This is a genomic window from Pseudomonas sp. B16120, from assembly GCF_044218845.1.
GTDB lineage: Bacteria > Pseudomonadota > Gammaproteobacteria > Pseudomonadales > Pseudomonadaceae > Aquipseudomonas > Aquipseudomonas paracarnis.
Genome location: NZ_CP162588.1, coordinates 4,775,112 through 4,787,800, shown reverse-complemented (window position 1 = coordinate 4,787,800; position 12,689 = coordinate 4,775,112). Strand labels below are relative to the sequence as shown.

Sequence of the window (12,689 nt, the reverse complement as noted above, 5' to 3'; positions counted from 1 at the left end):
GGAGCTGGCTTGCCTGCGATAGCATCACCTCGGTACATCTGAAACACCGAGGTGTCTGCATCGCAGGCAAGCCAGCTCCCACATTAATTGGGTTTCTTCAGGTAAATCAGGTCAGGCTTTGCTGACCAACCCATCCGCCCTGAACATCCCCCGAATGCCTCGCACCGCCTGGCGAATCCGGTCCTGGTTTTCGATCAGCGCAAAGCGCACATGATCATCGCCATACTCACCAAAACCGATCCCCGGCGACACACACACCTTCGCTTCCAATAACAGTTTCTTGGCAAACTCCAGCGAGCCCATGGCGGCATACTGCTCGGGAATCTTGGCCCAGACGTACATCGACGCCTTCGGGTTCTCCACCATCCAGCCCAGCTCATGCAGGCCTTTGACCAGCACATTGCGACGCTGGCGGTACTGTTCAGCGATGTCCTTCACGCACTGTTGGTCGCCTTCCAGCGCTGCAATCGCCGCCACTTGCAGCGGGGTGAAGGTGCCGTAGTCGTGGTAGCTCTTGATGCGTGCCAGGGCGTTGACCAGTTCCGGGTTGCCTACCATGAAGCCGATGCGCCAGCCGGCCATGTTGTAGCTCTTGGACAGGGTGAAAAACTCCACCGCAATGTCCTTGGCGCCGGGCACTTGCATGATCGAGGGGGCTTTCCAGCCGTCGTAGACGATGTCGGCGTAGGCCAGGTCGTGCACCACCAGCACGTCGTACTGCTTGGCCAGGGCGATCACCCGTTCGAAGAAGTCCAGTTCCACACACTGCGCGGTCGGGTTGGACGGGAAGCCGAGGATCATCATCTTCGGCTTGGGGATCGAGCCGCGAATCGCGCGCTCCAGCTCAGCGAAGAAATCCACGCCCGGTATCAGCGGCACCGAACGTACCTGGGCACCTGCAATCACTGCGCCGTAGATATGAATCGGGTAGCTGGGGTTGGGCACCAGCACGGTATCGCCCTGGTCCAGGGTGGCCAGCATCAAGTGCGCCAGGCCTTCCTTGGAACCGATGGTCACGATGGCTTCGGACTCAGGGTCGATATCCACCGCGTAACGGTCCTTGTACCAGCGCGAAATCGCCCGGCGCAGGCGCGGAATGCCTTTGGAGGTGGAGTAGCCGTGGGTGTCTTCACGCTGGGCGACGGTGACCATTTTCTCCACGATATGAGGAGGCGTGGCGCCGTCAGGGTTACCCATGCTCAAGTCGATGATGTCTTCGCCGCGCCGACGCGCAGCCATCTTCAGCTCGGCAGTGATATTGAAAACGTAAGGGGGGAGTCGATCTATGCGCGCAAAGCGGCGCGGCGAACCTTGGTCTGCCATTGTTGCCTCGAGGTACGTAAGCGCCCGGAACCGTCCGAGCGACGTCGGCCACTGCGGTGGCCTGCGGGGCAGACAATAAGGGCGATGATGGCCAGTTGTCCAGATGCGTAGGAAATTTTTCTACATGGAGTACAACGCGGATATGCCCCTATACTCGATGCGGGTTTGTTCCCTCATAAGAAGGAGACTGTTCGTATGGATCAGCAGACAAAACAACCGTTGGAGTCACGCCTGGAAGCCGGTAAGGCCCTGGTGATCGCCGGGGTACAAGGGCGATATTCGAAGGCCACCGTGGGCGATATCCCACGGCTGTGGGAGTTGTTCGATACCTGCATCAAGGACATCAAGAAGCGCGTCGGCGGTGTGACCTACGGGGTGTGCCATAACCCGCATCACGGCGAATTCGATTACCTGGCAGGTGTTGAAGTCCCGGCCAAGAAAGACGTGCCAAGCAATTTCGAGGTGATCGAAATTCCGCCACTCAACTATGCCGTGTTCCCCCACTACGGGCCGGTGCAGGCGCTTGAGCAAACCTACGAGCGCATCATGTTCGAATGGCTGCCGCACTCGGGCTACAAAGTCATGGGCGCGGATTTCGAGCGCTATAGCGCGGACTTCGATGCCAGGAAGGGCACGGGGACGGTGGAAATCTGGCTGCCGATCGGGGAGCGGGGCTGACACTGCACCCGATGTCACGTAAACACGACATGCACGCTTAGAAGTCATGTTTACGTGACATTGCCGCTATGGATTAAACCTGAAGCTCAACCGGCGCTCATACCCTACGCGACCCTTGTACGCCTCACCGCGATCCACCCATCCTGCCCCCAGATACAACCCCATTGCCGCCAGGTTGTGGGCATCCACCGACAACTCCAACCCCTTGATCTGCGGCCAGGCCTCGCGCGCCACGGCGGGCAACGCCTGCAAACACATCTTGCCGTATCCACGCCCCTGTTGATGCCGGTCTACCTGTAGCGCGTGGAGTGTGGCGCTGTGTTCATCGGCCCAATGAGGCAGGCACGGTGGTCGCTTGAGCAGCAAGAACGCCACAGGAAGGTCGTCGACCAACAGCGCAAAGCCCTTGACCCCAGGGCTCGGGTTGGCGAGCAGGGTATTGAGGGCGCAATACATATCACCGCAAAACGGCAGTTGTTCAGGGTGAACTTCGATGGCGCCGACTTGCTGTTGTTGCACAGCATTCAGCGCCTCGTAGGCAACGAGGCGGGTTGGCATGGGGCTGTCCGAACGGCTGCAAGAGAAGTGGCAGTTTATCGGGTTTGGGCTACGGGAAATTATTTTTCAGGGGGATGTCGATTTCCCTTCGGGCCATTCGACTAAGGGTGTCTTCCGTGATTTTCCACCCCAAGGAGTCATCGCCATGAGCACTGCAATCAAGCGCCTGATCGAGCAATGGAAAGACGCCGTCGTCAGTCGCGATATCGACAAAATTGTCAGCTTTTACGCCGACGATATCGTCTCGTTCGACGCCGTAACCGCTCTGCAAATCAAGGGCAAGGCGGCCTACCGCGCGCATTGGGAGGCGTGCATGGAGCACTGCCCCGGCCCCGGCATCTTCGAGTTTCATGAATTGCATGTCGTCGATGCGCCAGACAGTGCGTTTGCCCACTGGCTGGCCCACTGCGGCGGCGCCGGGCCGGACGGCGAGGTAAAGGCCTGCTGGATGCGCGTGACTGCCGGCTACCAGCGTATCGATGGCCAATGGAAGGTGGTGCACGAGCACTGGTCGGCACCGTTTGATATGCAAAGCGGCACGGCGTTGTTCGACCTGAAACCTTGAGCACTGCGAACTATAGTCAGTAGTCCGAAAACGGAGAACGCCATGAAATACCTGTGCTTGATCTACAGCGACGAACAGGCGTTGCACACCTCGCCCGACAGCCCCCACGACTCGGAATGTCTGGCCTACGCCGAGTCCATCCAGGCCAGCGGGCGCATGCTGGCCGCCGAGCCGCTGGAGTCAGTGACCACCGCCACCACCGTGCGCATGCGCAACGGCAAGCTGTCGATCACCGACGGGCCGTTTGCCGAAACCAAGGAGCAGCTCGCCGGGTTCTACCTGATCGACGCCAAGGACCTCAATGAAGCGCTCCAGGTGGCTGGCGGCATTCCGGCAGCCCGGGTCGGCAGTGTGGAAGTGCGCCCCGTGCGCCAACTGAATCTCTCAACACAATAATCAAAAGACTTGAGGAGGTTGCCCCGTGAACATTCAACCCGCCGAATTTGAACTGTCCATCAGCCGCTTGATCGATGCGCCGCGCCGCCGGGTGTTTCGCGCCTGGACCGAGCCAACCCTGCTGCAACAATGGTGGGGCCCCCACGGCATGACCACCCCTGAATGCGAGATGAACCTGTGGGTCGGCGGCTTGTTCCGCACCTTGATGCGCGCCCCGGATGGCAGCGAGTACCCGACCCAAGGCGTGTTCCTGGAGATCGACGCGCCCAACCGCCTGGTGTTTACCGACGCGTTCATGCCGGGTTGGGTGCCTTCGGGCAAGCCGTTCATGAGCGCCGAAGTCACCTTTGAGGAGGTCGGCGAAAAGACCCTCTATACCGCCCGCGCCATGCACTGGAGTGCCGAGGACAAGCAGGCCCACGAAGCCATGGGCTTTCATGACGGCTGGGGCCAGAGCCTGGACCGCCTGGTGAAGTTGGTGACCGAGGACATGGTCGATTGACCCAGCAGATCGACGCTATTTACCGCCGCGAATCACGCCGCGTGCTCGCGACGTTGATTCGTGTGCTGGGGGATTTCGACTTGGCCGAGGAGGCGCTGCACGAAGCATTTTTCGTCGCCCTGCAGCGCTGGCCCGAGGATGGCGTGCCGGATAATCCACGGGCGTGGCTGGTGTCCACCGGTCGCTTCAAAGCCATCGACCGCCTGCGTCGGCAGTCGCGTTTTACCCCGTTATTGGAAGAGCAGGCCGAGGCGTTGGAGGCCGCGCCTTGGAGTGATGAAGACGTGGAAGACGACCGCCTGCGCCTGATGTTCACTTGCTGCCACCCAGCGTTGGCAGCCGATGCCCAGGTTGCGCTGACCTTGCGCGAGATCTGCGACCTGAGCACCGAGGCCATCGCTCACGCTTTTCTAGCCACGCCCACCACCATTGCCCAACGCATCGTGCGCGCCAAGGGCAAGATCCGTGAGGCGAGAATTCCCTATCAAGTGCCGTCCCGCGCCGAATTGCCCGAACGATTGGACAGTGTGCTGCGGGTGATTTACCTGGTGTTCAACGAGGGCTATTCGGCCTCAGCGGGTGCCGACCTCACCCGCGAGGACCTGACCTTGGAGGCCATTCGCCTGGGGCGTTTGCTGCTGGAGTTGCTGCCCGAGCCGGAAGTCATGGGCTTGCTGGCGTTAATGTTGCTGCACGAGTCGCGTCGGCCTGCCCGCACTTCTGCCAGCGGCGAACTGGTGCTGTTGGACGCTCAGGATCGTACGCTTTGGGACAGGGCCTTGATCGCTGAAGGCTGCGCATTGGTGGAGCAGGCGCTGATGACGCCACGCTTCGGGCCGTATTGCTTGCAGGCTGCGATTGCCGCCGTGCACGCCGAGGCGCCCAGCGCAGGGGAAACCGATTGGCGGCAGATTGTCGGGCTCTATGATGTATTGCTCAGGTCTGTGCCGTCGCCGGTGATCGAGTTGAACCGTGCGGTAGCGGTGGCGATGGAGCAGGGGCCTTTGGCGGGGCTGGCGCTGGTAGACAACCTTTTGCAGCGCGGTGAGTTGCAGGACTATCACTTGGCGCATTCGGCGCGTGGGGAATTTTGCCGGCAGTTGGGGCGGTTTGACGAAGCTCGCAGCGCGTACGAAAAAGCGCTGTCGCTGACGCAACAGGCGCCAGAAAAACGCTTCATCACGCGACGCCTCGCCGAACTCAAATAGCCAACACGATGTTATGACGCCCCGCGATCCAATGTGGGCGCTGGCTTGCCTGCGATGACGGCCTGACAGCCAACGTCTCTCTAACGGCCCCCTCTACATTGCACTGCGTTCACTCCAGCATCTTGCCCAGCAACCAGCTCCCCGCAGGCCCCGGCGGCTGGTGCCGGGACCACAGCGCATCCACCGCCACCGAACGCGGCCAACTGCGCACCTTGAGTTCAACCAACTGGTTGCCGCCAAAACGCTCCACCAGCCAGCGCGGTATCGGTGCCCAACCAAAACCCAGCTGTGCCATTTCCATCAGCATCAGGTAACTCGGCGCCGACCACACACGTTGCGTGCCGCGGTTTTCATTGGGGCTGATGATGCTCGCCAAGCGCAACTCCCGGTGTTGTTGCAAGGTGTGCGAGTGAACCTTGTCCAGGGTTGCCAATGGGTGTCTGGGCGAGACGAACAGCGCGATCTCCGTGCGCTCTTCCACGGGGGAGAACGTCAGGTCCGGCGGGTAGGCTTCTTGTTTCTCGATAAACGCGATCTGCGCCCGGCCACTTTGCACCAGTGCGATCAAGTCTTCGCATTCCGCGATCAGGCATTCCAGCTCAAGGTCTGGGTAGCGTTGTTCGAAGGCGCTGAGAGCGACCTCGAATCGATCAGACTGATAAGTATCGGACATGGCGAGACTCAACTTCGGCTCCAGGCCTTGCGATAACTGACTGGCTGCCAGCTCCAGGCGGCTACTGGCTTCCAGCACTTGCTCAGCCCGTTGCAGCAACACTTGCCCCGCCGGTGTGAGGGTCGGCTTGCGGCTGCTGCGGTCAAACAGCACCACGTTCAGGTCAATCTCAAGGCTGGCCACTGCCGCGCTCACGGTGGACTGGCTTTTGCCCAGCTTGCGCGCCGCCGCGGAAAACGAGCCTTGGGTGGCAGCCTGGACAAACGCCTGAAGCACTTCATGGGAGGCCATGACTATCGCCTTGATCGATGGTTATTGGTTATGAAGTATCGAGACAAAGCCTGATCATGGCAACCATCGTCACTCACGGAGCCGGGCCATGACCCCTACCAAATCCCTTACTGAACGCGTTTTTCAAGCCCTTGGTTTCGAGGGGTTGGCCTTATTGATTTGCACGCCGCTGTTGGTGTGGATCACCGGCCGGCCAGCGCTGGAGATGGGCGCAGTGACCCTGGGCATCAGCCTGTTGGCACTGAGCTGGAACGTGGTGTTCAACAGCCTGTTCGACCGCCTTAAAAATCGCCTGCAACTGGCCAACGGTGGTTGGACCCGTGTGCTGCATGCGCTGCTGTTTGAAGGCGGCCTGATCCTCTTGGCAGTGCCGTTGATTGCCGCCTTGATGAAGATCAGCCTGTTGGAAGCCTTCATCCTCGACATTGGCGTGTTGTTGTTCTTCCTGCCGTACACCTACGTGTACCACTGGGGTTATGACGTGCTGCGCGAGAAATTCGCCGGTAAAACCCCAGTTACCCCGTAGGCGTGCGTCGCTTATAGGAACATCCCGCCCGACGCCTCGATCCGCTGGCCGGTGATCCAATGACTGCCATCGGCCAGCAAGGTCGAAATCGCCCCGCCAATGTCGTCCGGCAAGCCTACGCGGCCCAGGGCGGTGTTATTGGCAACCATCGCATTCACATCGGTGTTATCGCGCACCGCGCCGCCGCCGAAGTCGGTGGCAATCGCGCCCGGTGCCAGGGTGTTCACGGTAATACCCCGTGGGCCCAGTTCTTTAGCCTGGTAGCGCGACAAGACTTCCACCGCGCCTTTCATAGATGCGTAGGCGGCATACCCCGGCAGGCTGAAGCGCGCCAGGCCGCTGGAGATATTGATGATGCGCCCGCCATCGCTGATCAGCGGCAGCAGTTTCTGCGTGAGGAAAAACGGTGCCTTCACATGGATCGCCACCAACTGGTCGAACTGGGCTTCGGTGGTTTCGGCAAAGCTTGCGTAGGTGCCAACCCCGGCGTTGTTGATCAGGAAGTTGAAATGCTCCTGGGCGAACACATCCTTGAGCAGTGTGCCGATCTGGCCAACGAATGCATCGAAGGTTGCGCTCTGGCTGACGTCCAGTTGCAGCATGGCGGCGCGACCGCCCAAGGCCTCTACCTGGGCAACCACGGCTTGGGCTTCGGCCGCTGCGCTGTGGTAAGTGCCGATGATGTCGATGCCTTGCGCAGCCAGGTGCAGGGCGGCGCTTTTGCCCAGGCCACGGCTAGCGCCAGTGATGAGTGCGATTTTACGGGTCATGGTGCAGTCCTCGAATGGGGTGAGTGGGACTGAGTGTATTTGTCCGGCCGTAACGTGATAAACAGGCTGATATCAAAATCACTGGCCGGATAAGGCGAACAATCTAATGAACAAGCTTGAGCTGCTGCGCACCTTCGTACGCGTTACTGAGTTGTCGAGCTTTACCCAGGCCGGCCAAAGCCTGGGCTTGCCGCGCTCTACGGTCTCCGAGCATGTGCAGGCGTTGGAGGAGTTGCTCGGCGCTCGGCTGTTGCAACGCACCACGCGCAAGGTGCAGGCGACCCAGGATGGTCGTGTGTTGTATGAGCGCAGCAAGGATCTGCTGGCGCACATGGAAGAGTTGGAAGGTTTGTTCCGTCAGGACGAAACCCAATTGGCCGGACGCATACGGGTGGACATGCCCAATGTCATGGCGCGGGGCGTGATCTTGCCGAACTTGCCCACGTTCATGGCGCGCCATCCGCTGATCGACATGGAAATCAGCTGTTCGGACCGCCAGGTGGACCTGATCGCCGAAGGTTTTGATTGCGTGGTGCGCGTCGGCGCCCAGCCCGATCAAACTGTGGTAGCGCGGCGGGTGTGCAGCATGCCGATGGTCAACTGCGCGAGCGCGGCGTACCTGCAACGGTATGGCGTGCCCGACACCCTGGCAGACCTGGCGCATCATCAGTTGGTGCATTACGTGCGGCCGCTGGGCGCACGCTCGGCCGGGTTCGAATACCTGGTGGGCAACAAGGTGCAGCGGCTGCCGATGGCAGGCCGGGTGACGGTCAACAGCACCGACGCCTATCAATCGGCGTGCCTGGGCGGGTTTGGCATTACCCAGGTGCCGCAACTGGGGATACACGACTTGTTGGCCAGCGGCGAGTTGGTGGCGGTGCTGCCCGACTACCAGGCGCCGCCCTTGGATGTGTCGTTGCTGTACGCCGGCCAGCGGCATCTGCCGTTGCGGGTGCGGGTGTTCATGGACTGGTTGACCGCCACCCTGCAAGCTCATCTTTAACGGCGTGCCGACAACTGCTGGGGCGCCAGGAACGCGTCGTGGAAGTAATCCCGGAACGCTTGCATCGCGGGGGTAAACGCGCGCTCGCGGTGCCAGGCCAGGCCGACGCTCATGGGTGTGACCGGGTCGGTCACGGTCAGGGTTTCGATGCGTTTGCCTTCCAGGGACCAGGGCCGGTGCACCAGGTCTGACAGGATCGCCACGCCGCTGCCATTGGCAACCATGCTGCGCACCGCCTCCACCGAGCTGGTGCGCAGCCGCACCTTGGGCGTTTGCCCGGCCTGTTCCCAGTAGCGCATGGCGCTGTGTTCGGCTTCATCGACGGTGAGCAAGATGTAGGGTTCTTGGGCCACGTCGGCCAGGCTCACGGCACCGCGTTCGCACAATGGGTGATGGCTCGGCAGCCACAGGCGGCGTTCAGAGTTGAATAGAATTTCCGAGACGATATCCGCGTGGGTGAGGTTGGCAGTGAGCACCACAGCCATGTCGAACTGGCCGTCGAGCAGGCCCTGTTCGATGGCCTGGCGCTCCTGTTCGAACACCTCGATGGTCACGTCCGGATGCCAATGCTCCATGCGCTGTAAATGGTGCGGCAGGAAATAACCCAGCACGGTGTAGCTGGCCGCCACCCGCAGCACGCCGCTGGCGCGGTAGTCCGGCAACGGGCTGTTGAGGGCATCCTCCACGCTGCGCACAATCACATAGGCACGGTTGAGAAAATGCCGCCCCGCGTCGGTGAGGTTCATGCCTTGGGCCGAGCGCACGAACAACTGCACGCCGAGCATGGCTTCCAGCTCCTTGATCGCTGTGGTCACCGCCGATTGGGAAATATTCAGGTGAATTGCTGCCTGGGAAATCTGGCCGATTTCCGCAGTGGCGACGAAATAGCGAACCTGGCGCAAGGTTAAAGACATATCGCACTCTGCTTATTGATCGTTCCCACGCTCTGCGTGGGAATGCCTCTTGTGACGCTCCGCGTCACGGTCTCAAGTGCGGACGCAGAGCGTCCATGGCTGCATTCCCACGCAGAGCGTGGGAACGATCGGGGGTCGAGGATAAAAAGCTATCTGATTTTCAGAAGATGGGCCATCTGATAATAGATCTTCCCAAGGGGTCAAGCCACGGCCTACTTTGCGGGCATCACCTTTGGCGGAGCGACCTTGATGCAGGCAGTGGATTTCAATTCAGACATGGGCGAAGGCTTTGGCCCCTGGACCATCGGCGACGGCGTCGACGCAGAGCTGATGGCCTATATCAGTTCGGCCAATATCGCTACCGGCTTTCACGCAGGCGACCCCGGCACCATGCGCCGCACCGTCGAGCGCGCCAAGCAACTGGGTGTGGCCATCGGCGCGCACCCAGGCTTTCGTGACCTGGTGGGTTTCGGTCGTCGGCATATCAACGCACCGGCCCAGGAACTGGTGGACGACATGCTCTACCAGCTCGGTGCCTTGCGTGAAATGGCCCGCGCCCAAGGCGTGACCTTGCAACATATCAAGCCTCACGGCGCGCTCTACATGCACCTGGCCCGCGATGAAGAGGCCGCCCGGCTGTTGGTGCAAAACCTGCAAATCATCGAGCCCACGCTGATGCTGTACTGCATGCCCAACTCGGTGATCTGGCGCATTGCCAAGGAACTGGGGCAGCCGGTGGTGCGCGAGTTCTATGCCGACCGTGAATACGACCTCAGCGGCTCCATCGTGTTTACCCGCAATGTGCGGGCGCTGGACCCCGCCACAGTGGCCGCGCGCGTCTTGCGTGCGTGTCAGACCGGCCTGGTACGTACCGTCGAAGGCGAAGACCTGGCGATCGAATTCGATTCCATCTGCCTGCACAGCGACACCCCTGGCGCCCTGGAGCTGGTGGAGGCCACCCGTGAAGCCCTGGACCAGGCGGGTATCGACGTCAGACCTCCCCAATAAGAGCCAACCCTTACTTTTTTGCCTGCCTTTCTACAATGATTCCAAGAGGAACAGACATGGCTGAAACGTCCCCCATCCGCTACAGCTTCGGCGGTGATGAACACCTGTTTGCCGAGGTCAGCAACAGCATGTCCCTGGAGGCTTTTTTCAAGGGCATGGCGGTGACCCGCGCCGTGGAGCGCCTGGCACTGGAAGGCGTACTGGATGTCTGCCTGGCCAACGCATCGTTCCAGATTCGCTTCGACCCTGACCGCATCGCCCCTCACGCGCTGCTCGACGCCGTGCAAAGCGCCGAAGCCCAGGCCGTGGCCGAACGCACCTTGCGCACGCGCATCATCGAAATCCCGGTGCTCTATAACGACCCCTGGACCCGCGAAACCCTGATGCGTTTTCGTGACCGCCACCAAGACCCCAGCGGCACAGACCTGGAATACGCGGCACGCATCAATGGCCTGGCCGACGTGGACGCGTTCATCGCCGCCCACAGTGGCGCGCCGTGGTTTGTGTCGATGGTCGGCTTTGTCGCGGGCTTGCCGTTCATGTTCCAGATGGTCGAACGCGAGCGGCAATTGCAGGTGCCCAAATACCTGCGCCCACGCACCGACACGCCGAAACTGACCCTGGGCCATGGCGGCTGCTTTGGGTGTATCTACTCGGTGCGTGGCGCGGGCGGTTACCAGATGTTCGGCGTTACCCCGGCACCGATCTACGACCCGGCGCAGCAGTTGGCGTACCTCAAGGAGCACATGGTGTTCTTCCGCCCTGGCGATATCGTGCAGTTCAAGCCGATGGACCGCGAGGCTTATGACCTGGCGGTCGCCGAGGTGGACGCCGGTCGTTTCGACCTGCGCATCCGCCCGGTGGAGTTTTCCCTGGATGCCTTTCTCGCCGACCCCATCGGCTACCCGAAAACCCTGCAGGAGGCGCTGGCATGATCAAGGTCCTCAAACCTGGCCTCGCCACCTCCGTGCAGGACCTGGGCCGCGAAGGTTATTACCACTTGGGCATCCCGCCGTCGGGGGCGCTGGACCAATACGCGTTGAGTGCGGCCAACCACCTGGTGGGCAATCCTGTGGGCGCGGCGGGCCTGGAATGCACGCTGATCGGGCCGGAGCTGGAGTTCCAGCAGGACGCGCTGGTGGCCTTGAGCGGCGCCTTGATGTCGCCGCGCCTGGACGGTGAAGTGGTGCACCAGGACACCGCCTTTGCCGTGCGCGCCGGGCAGGTGCTGCGGTTCGAGTTTCCCAAGGCCGGCGCACGCACCTACCTCGCCGTCGCCGGCGGTATCGACGTGCCGTTGGTGCTCGGCAGCCGCTCCACCTACACACTCGGCGCCCTCGGCGGGTTTAACGGCCGACGCTTGCAGGAGGGCGATCAATTGCCGATCGGTACCGCCAGCGGTATGGGGCGTGCGGGCAACAGCTTGCCGATGGCGTTGCGGCGTTCGGTCGGCGGCGATGTGACGTTGCGGGTAGTGCCGGGGCTGTATTACGAGCGCTTGACTGACGAGGCCAAAAGCAGCTTTTTTGCCGAGCCGTGGACGGTGGGCTCCGAGGCCGATCGCATCGGCTACCGCTTCAAGGGCGGCAGCGCGTTGAGCTTCCAGCCACGGGAACAGCCGTTTGGCGCGGGCTCCGATCCTTCCAACATCGTGGACAGTTGCTACCCGATTGGCTCGATTCAAGTACCGGCGGGGCTGGAGCCGATTGTGTTGCACCGCGATGCGGTGTCGGGCGGTGGCTACGCGATGATTGGCACGGTGATCAGCGCCGACCTGGACTTGATCGGGCAGATGCAGCCCAACCAGCGAGCGGGGTTTGTGGCGGTGAGCCTCGAGGAGGCTTTGGAGGCGCGGCGGGTGTACAAGAAGCGGCTCAAAGCGATGTCGGGACTCTTCAATCACTGAATAAACGCAAACTCCTGTGGGAGCTGGCTTGCCTGCGATAGCGGTGGGCCAGCTTGCATTGTGTTGGCAGATACACCGCAATCGCAGGCAAGCCAGCTCCCACAGTTGGGCTCATTTCAATTTGAGAATGTGCGCAATGCCCGGCGATCAGTGGCTGGACGCTTCAAACACTGAATAAACGCAAAACCCTGTGGGAGCTGGCTTGCCTGCGATAGCGGTGGGTCAGCTTGCATTGTCTTGGCTGATACACCGCAATCGCAGGCAAGCCAGTTCCCACAGTTGGGCTCATTTCAATTTGAGAATGTGCGCAATGCCCGGCGATCAGTGGCTGGACGCTTCAAACACTGAATAAACGCAAAACCCTGTGG

Annotated in this window: 15 protein-coding genes; 10 read left to right on the top strand and 5 right to left on the bottom strand. The window is 61.2% G+C overall.

What is annotated here, in order from left to right; translation table 11 throughout:
- Positions 1 to 111: 111 nt before the first annotated feature.
- Positions 112 to 1,323, bottom strand: a complete 1,212-nt coding sequence (gene alaC / locus AB4P90_RS22355; protein WP_032895593.1) for an alanine transaminase — start codon at positions 1,321 to 1,323, stop codon at positions 112 to 114.
- A 195-nt stretch (positions 1,324 to 1,518) separates the two neighbouring features.
- Here alaC and AB4P90_RS22350 point away from each other — a divergent pair, with 195 nt between their 5' ends.
- On the top strand, positions 1,519 to 2,001 hold the full coding sequence (locus AB4P90_RS22350) for a GyrI-like domain-containing protein (protein ID WP_122300716.1): 483 nt from the start codon (positions 1,519 to 1,521) through the stop codon (positions 1,999 to 2,001).
- 66 nt (positions 2,002 to 2,067) lie between these two features.
- On the opposite strand, the gene AB4P90_RS22345 is transcribed toward AB4P90_RS22350, so the two are convergent.
- Positions 2,068 to 2,559, bottom strand: coding sequence for an N-acetyltransferase (locus AB4P90_RS22345; protein WP_014719637.1), 492 nt, complete (start codon positions 2,557 to 2,559; stop codon positions 2,068 to 2,070).
- A 145-nt stretch (positions 2,560 to 2,704) separates the two neighbouring features.
- Between AB4P90_RS22345 and AB4P90_RS22340 the strand changes: the two genes are divergently transcribed.
- The 4 genes from AB4P90_RS22340 to AB4P90_RS22325 are packed head-to-tail and all read left to right on the top strand — an operon-like array spanning position 2,705 to position 5,230.
- Positions 2,705 to 3,124: a YybH family protein gene (locus tag AB4P90_RS22340; protein ID WP_395605381.1), complete on the top strand. Its 420-nt coding sequence runs from the start codon at positions 2,705 to 2,707 to the stop codon at positions 3,122 to 3,124.
- A 42-nt stretch (positions 3,125 to 3,166) separates the two neighbouring features.
- A complete protein-coding gene (locus AB4P90_RS22335; protein WP_014719635.1) occupies positions 3,167 to 3,520 on the top strand; it encodes a YciI family protein in 354 nt (117 codons plus the stop codon).
- 25 nt (positions 3,521 to 3,545) lie between these two features.
- Positions 3,546 to 4,022 (top strand): SRPBCC family protein, encoded by a 477-nt coding sequence (locus AB4P90_RS22330; RefSeq protein WP_019819312.1) that lies wholly within the window; start codon positions 3,546 to 3,548, stop codon positions 4,020 to 4,022.
- Positions 4,019 to 5,230: an RNA polymerase sigma factor gene (locus tag AB4P90_RS22325; RefSeq protein ID WP_014719633.1), complete on the top strand. Its 1,212-nt coding sequence runs from the start codon at positions 4,019 to 4,021 to the stop codon at positions 5,228 to 5,230. The genes AB4P90_RS22330 and AB4P90_RS22325 overlap by 4 nt, the downstream gene beginning before the upstream one ends.
- A 109-nt stretch (positions 5,231 to 5,339) precedes the next feature.
- Here AB4P90_RS22325 and AB4P90_RS22320 read toward each other — a convergent pair whose 3' ends face one another.
- Positions 5,340 to 6,194 (bottom strand): LysR family transcriptional regulator, encoded by an 855-nt coding sequence (locus AB4P90_RS22320; protein WP_019819309.1) that lies wholly within the window; start codon positions 6,192 to 6,194, stop codon positions 5,340 to 5,342.
- An 88-nt stretch (positions 6,195 to 6,282) separates the two neighbouring features.
- Between AB4P90_RS22320 and AB4P90_RS22315 the strand changes: the two genes are divergently transcribed.
- Positions 6,283 to 6,720 carry a multidrug/biocide efflux PACE transporter gene (locus tag AB4P90_RS22315; RefSeq protein WP_014719631.1) on the top strand — a complete coding sequence of 146 codons (438 nt, stop codon included), beginning with the start codon at positions 6,283 to 6,285 and terminating at the stop codon, positions 6,718 to 6,720.
- Between the two features lie 11 nt (positions 6,721 to 6,731).
- Here AB4P90_RS22315 and AB4P90_RS22310 read toward each other — a convergent pair whose 3' ends face one another.
- The gene (locus AB4P90_RS22310) at positions 6,732 to 7,490 is read right to left on the bottom strand and encodes an SDR family NAD(P)-dependent oxidoreductase (protein WP_014719630.1); all 759 of its coding nucleotides are present in this window, start codon (positions 7,488 to 7,490) and stop codon (positions 6,732 to 6,734) included.
- A 106-nt stretch (positions 7,491 to 7,596) separates the two neighbouring features.
- Here AB4P90_RS22310 and AB4P90_RS22305 point away from each other — a divergent pair, with 106 nt between their 5' ends.
- Complete coding sequence (locus AB4P90_RS22305) at positions 7,597 to 8,493, top strand: LysR family transcriptional regulator (protein ID WP_020303117.1); 897 nt, start codon at positions 7,597 to 7,599, stop codon at positions 8,491 to 8,493.
- On the opposite strand, the gene AB4P90_RS22300 is transcribed toward AB4P90_RS22305, so the two are convergent.
- Positions 8,490 to 9,407 carry a LysR family transcriptional regulator gene (locus AB4P90_RS22300; RefSeq protein WP_014719628.1) on the bottom strand — a complete coding sequence of 306 codons (918 nt, stop codon included), beginning with the start codon at positions 9,405 to 9,407 and terminating at the stop codon, positions 8,490 to 8,492. The two genes, AB4P90_RS22305 and AB4P90_RS22300, sit on opposite strands and share 4 nt — an antisense overlap.
- Before the next feature lie 249 nt (positions 9,408 to 9,656).
- Between AB4P90_RS22300 and AB4P90_RS22295 the strand changes: the two genes are divergently transcribed.
- The 3 genes from AB4P90_RS22295 to AB4P90_RS22285 are packed head-to-tail and all read left to right on the top strand — an operon-like array spanning position 9,657 to position 12,321.
- Positions 9,657 to 10,415: a 5-oxoprolinase subunit PxpA gene (locus AB4P90_RS22295; RefSeq protein ID WP_038451281.1), complete on the top strand. Its 759-nt coding sequence runs from the start codon at positions 9,657 to 9,659 to the stop codon at positions 10,413 to 10,415.
- 56 nt (positions 10,416 to 10,471) lie between these two features.
- Positions 10,472 to 11,350: an allophanate hydrolase subunit 1 gene (locus AB4P90_RS22290; RefSeq protein ID WP_020303116.1), complete on the top strand. Its 879-nt coding sequence runs from the start codon at positions 10,472 to 10,474 to the stop codon at positions 11,348 to 11,350.
- A complete protein-coding gene (locus AB4P90_RS22285) occupies positions 11,347 to 12,321 on the top strand; it encodes a biotin-dependent carboxyltransferase family protein (RefSeq protein WP_072435199.1) in 975 nt (324 codons plus the stop codon). Before AB4P90_RS22290 ends, AB4P90_RS22285 begins: the two co-directional genes overlap by 4 nt.
- Positions 12,322 to 12,689: the final 368 nt, after the last annotated feature.

Bases quoted from the DNA above. Each gene is read 5' to 3' on its own strand.
- AB4P90_RS22315 (WP_014719631.1), top strand. From the start codon at position 6,283: ATGACCCCTACCAAATCCCTTACTGAACGCGTTTTTCAAGCCCTTGGT.
- AB4P90_RS22335 (WP_014719635.1), top strand. From the start codon at position 3,167: ATGAAATACCTGTGCTTGATCTACAGCGACGAACAGGCGTTGCACACC.
- alaC (WP_032895593.1), bottom strand. From the start codon at position 1,323: ATGGCAGACCAAGGTTCGCCGCGCCGCTTTGCGCGCATAGATCGACTC.
- AB4P90_RS22285 (WP_072435199.1), top strand. From the start codon at position 11,347: ATGATCAAGGTCCTCAAACCTGGCCTCGCCACCTCCGTGCAGGACCTG.
- AB4P90_RS22290 (WP_020303116.1), top strand. From the start codon at position 10,472: ATGGCTGAAACGTCCCCCATCCGCTACAGCTTCGGCGGTGATGAACAC.
- AB4P90_RS22340 (WP_395605381.1), top strand. From the start codon at position 2,705: ATGAGCACTGCAATCAAGCGCCTGATCGAGCAATGGAAAGACGCCGTC.
- AB4P90_RS22350 (WP_122300716.1), top strand. From the start codon at position 1,519: ATGGATCAGCAGACAAAACAACCGTTGGAGTCACGCCTGGAAGCCGGT.
- AB4P90_RS22345 (WP_014719637.1), bottom strand. From the start codon at position 2,559: ATGCCAACCCGCCTCGTTGCCTACGAGGCGCTGAATGCTGTGCAACAA.
- AB4P90_RS22320 (WP_019819309.1), bottom strand. From the start codon at position 6,194: ATGGCCTCCCATGAAGTGCTTCAGGCGTTTGTCCAGGCTGCCACCCAA.
- AB4P90_RS22295 (WP_038451281.1), top strand. From the start codon at position 9,657: ATGCAGGCAGTGGATTTCAATTCAGACATGGGCGAAGGCTTTGGCCCC.
- AB4P90_RS22300 (WP_014719628.1), bottom strand. From the start codon at position 9,407: ATGTCTTTAACCTTGCGCCAGGTTCGCTATTTCGTCGCCACTGCGGAA.
- AB4P90_RS22305 (WP_020303117.1), top strand. From the start codon at position 7,597: ATGAACAAGCTTGAGCTGCTGCGCACCTTCGTACGCGTTACTGAGTTG.
- AB4P90_RS22310 (WP_014719630.1), bottom strand. From the start codon at position 7,490: ATGACCCGTAAAATCGCACTCATCACTGGCGCTAGCCGTGGCCTGGGC.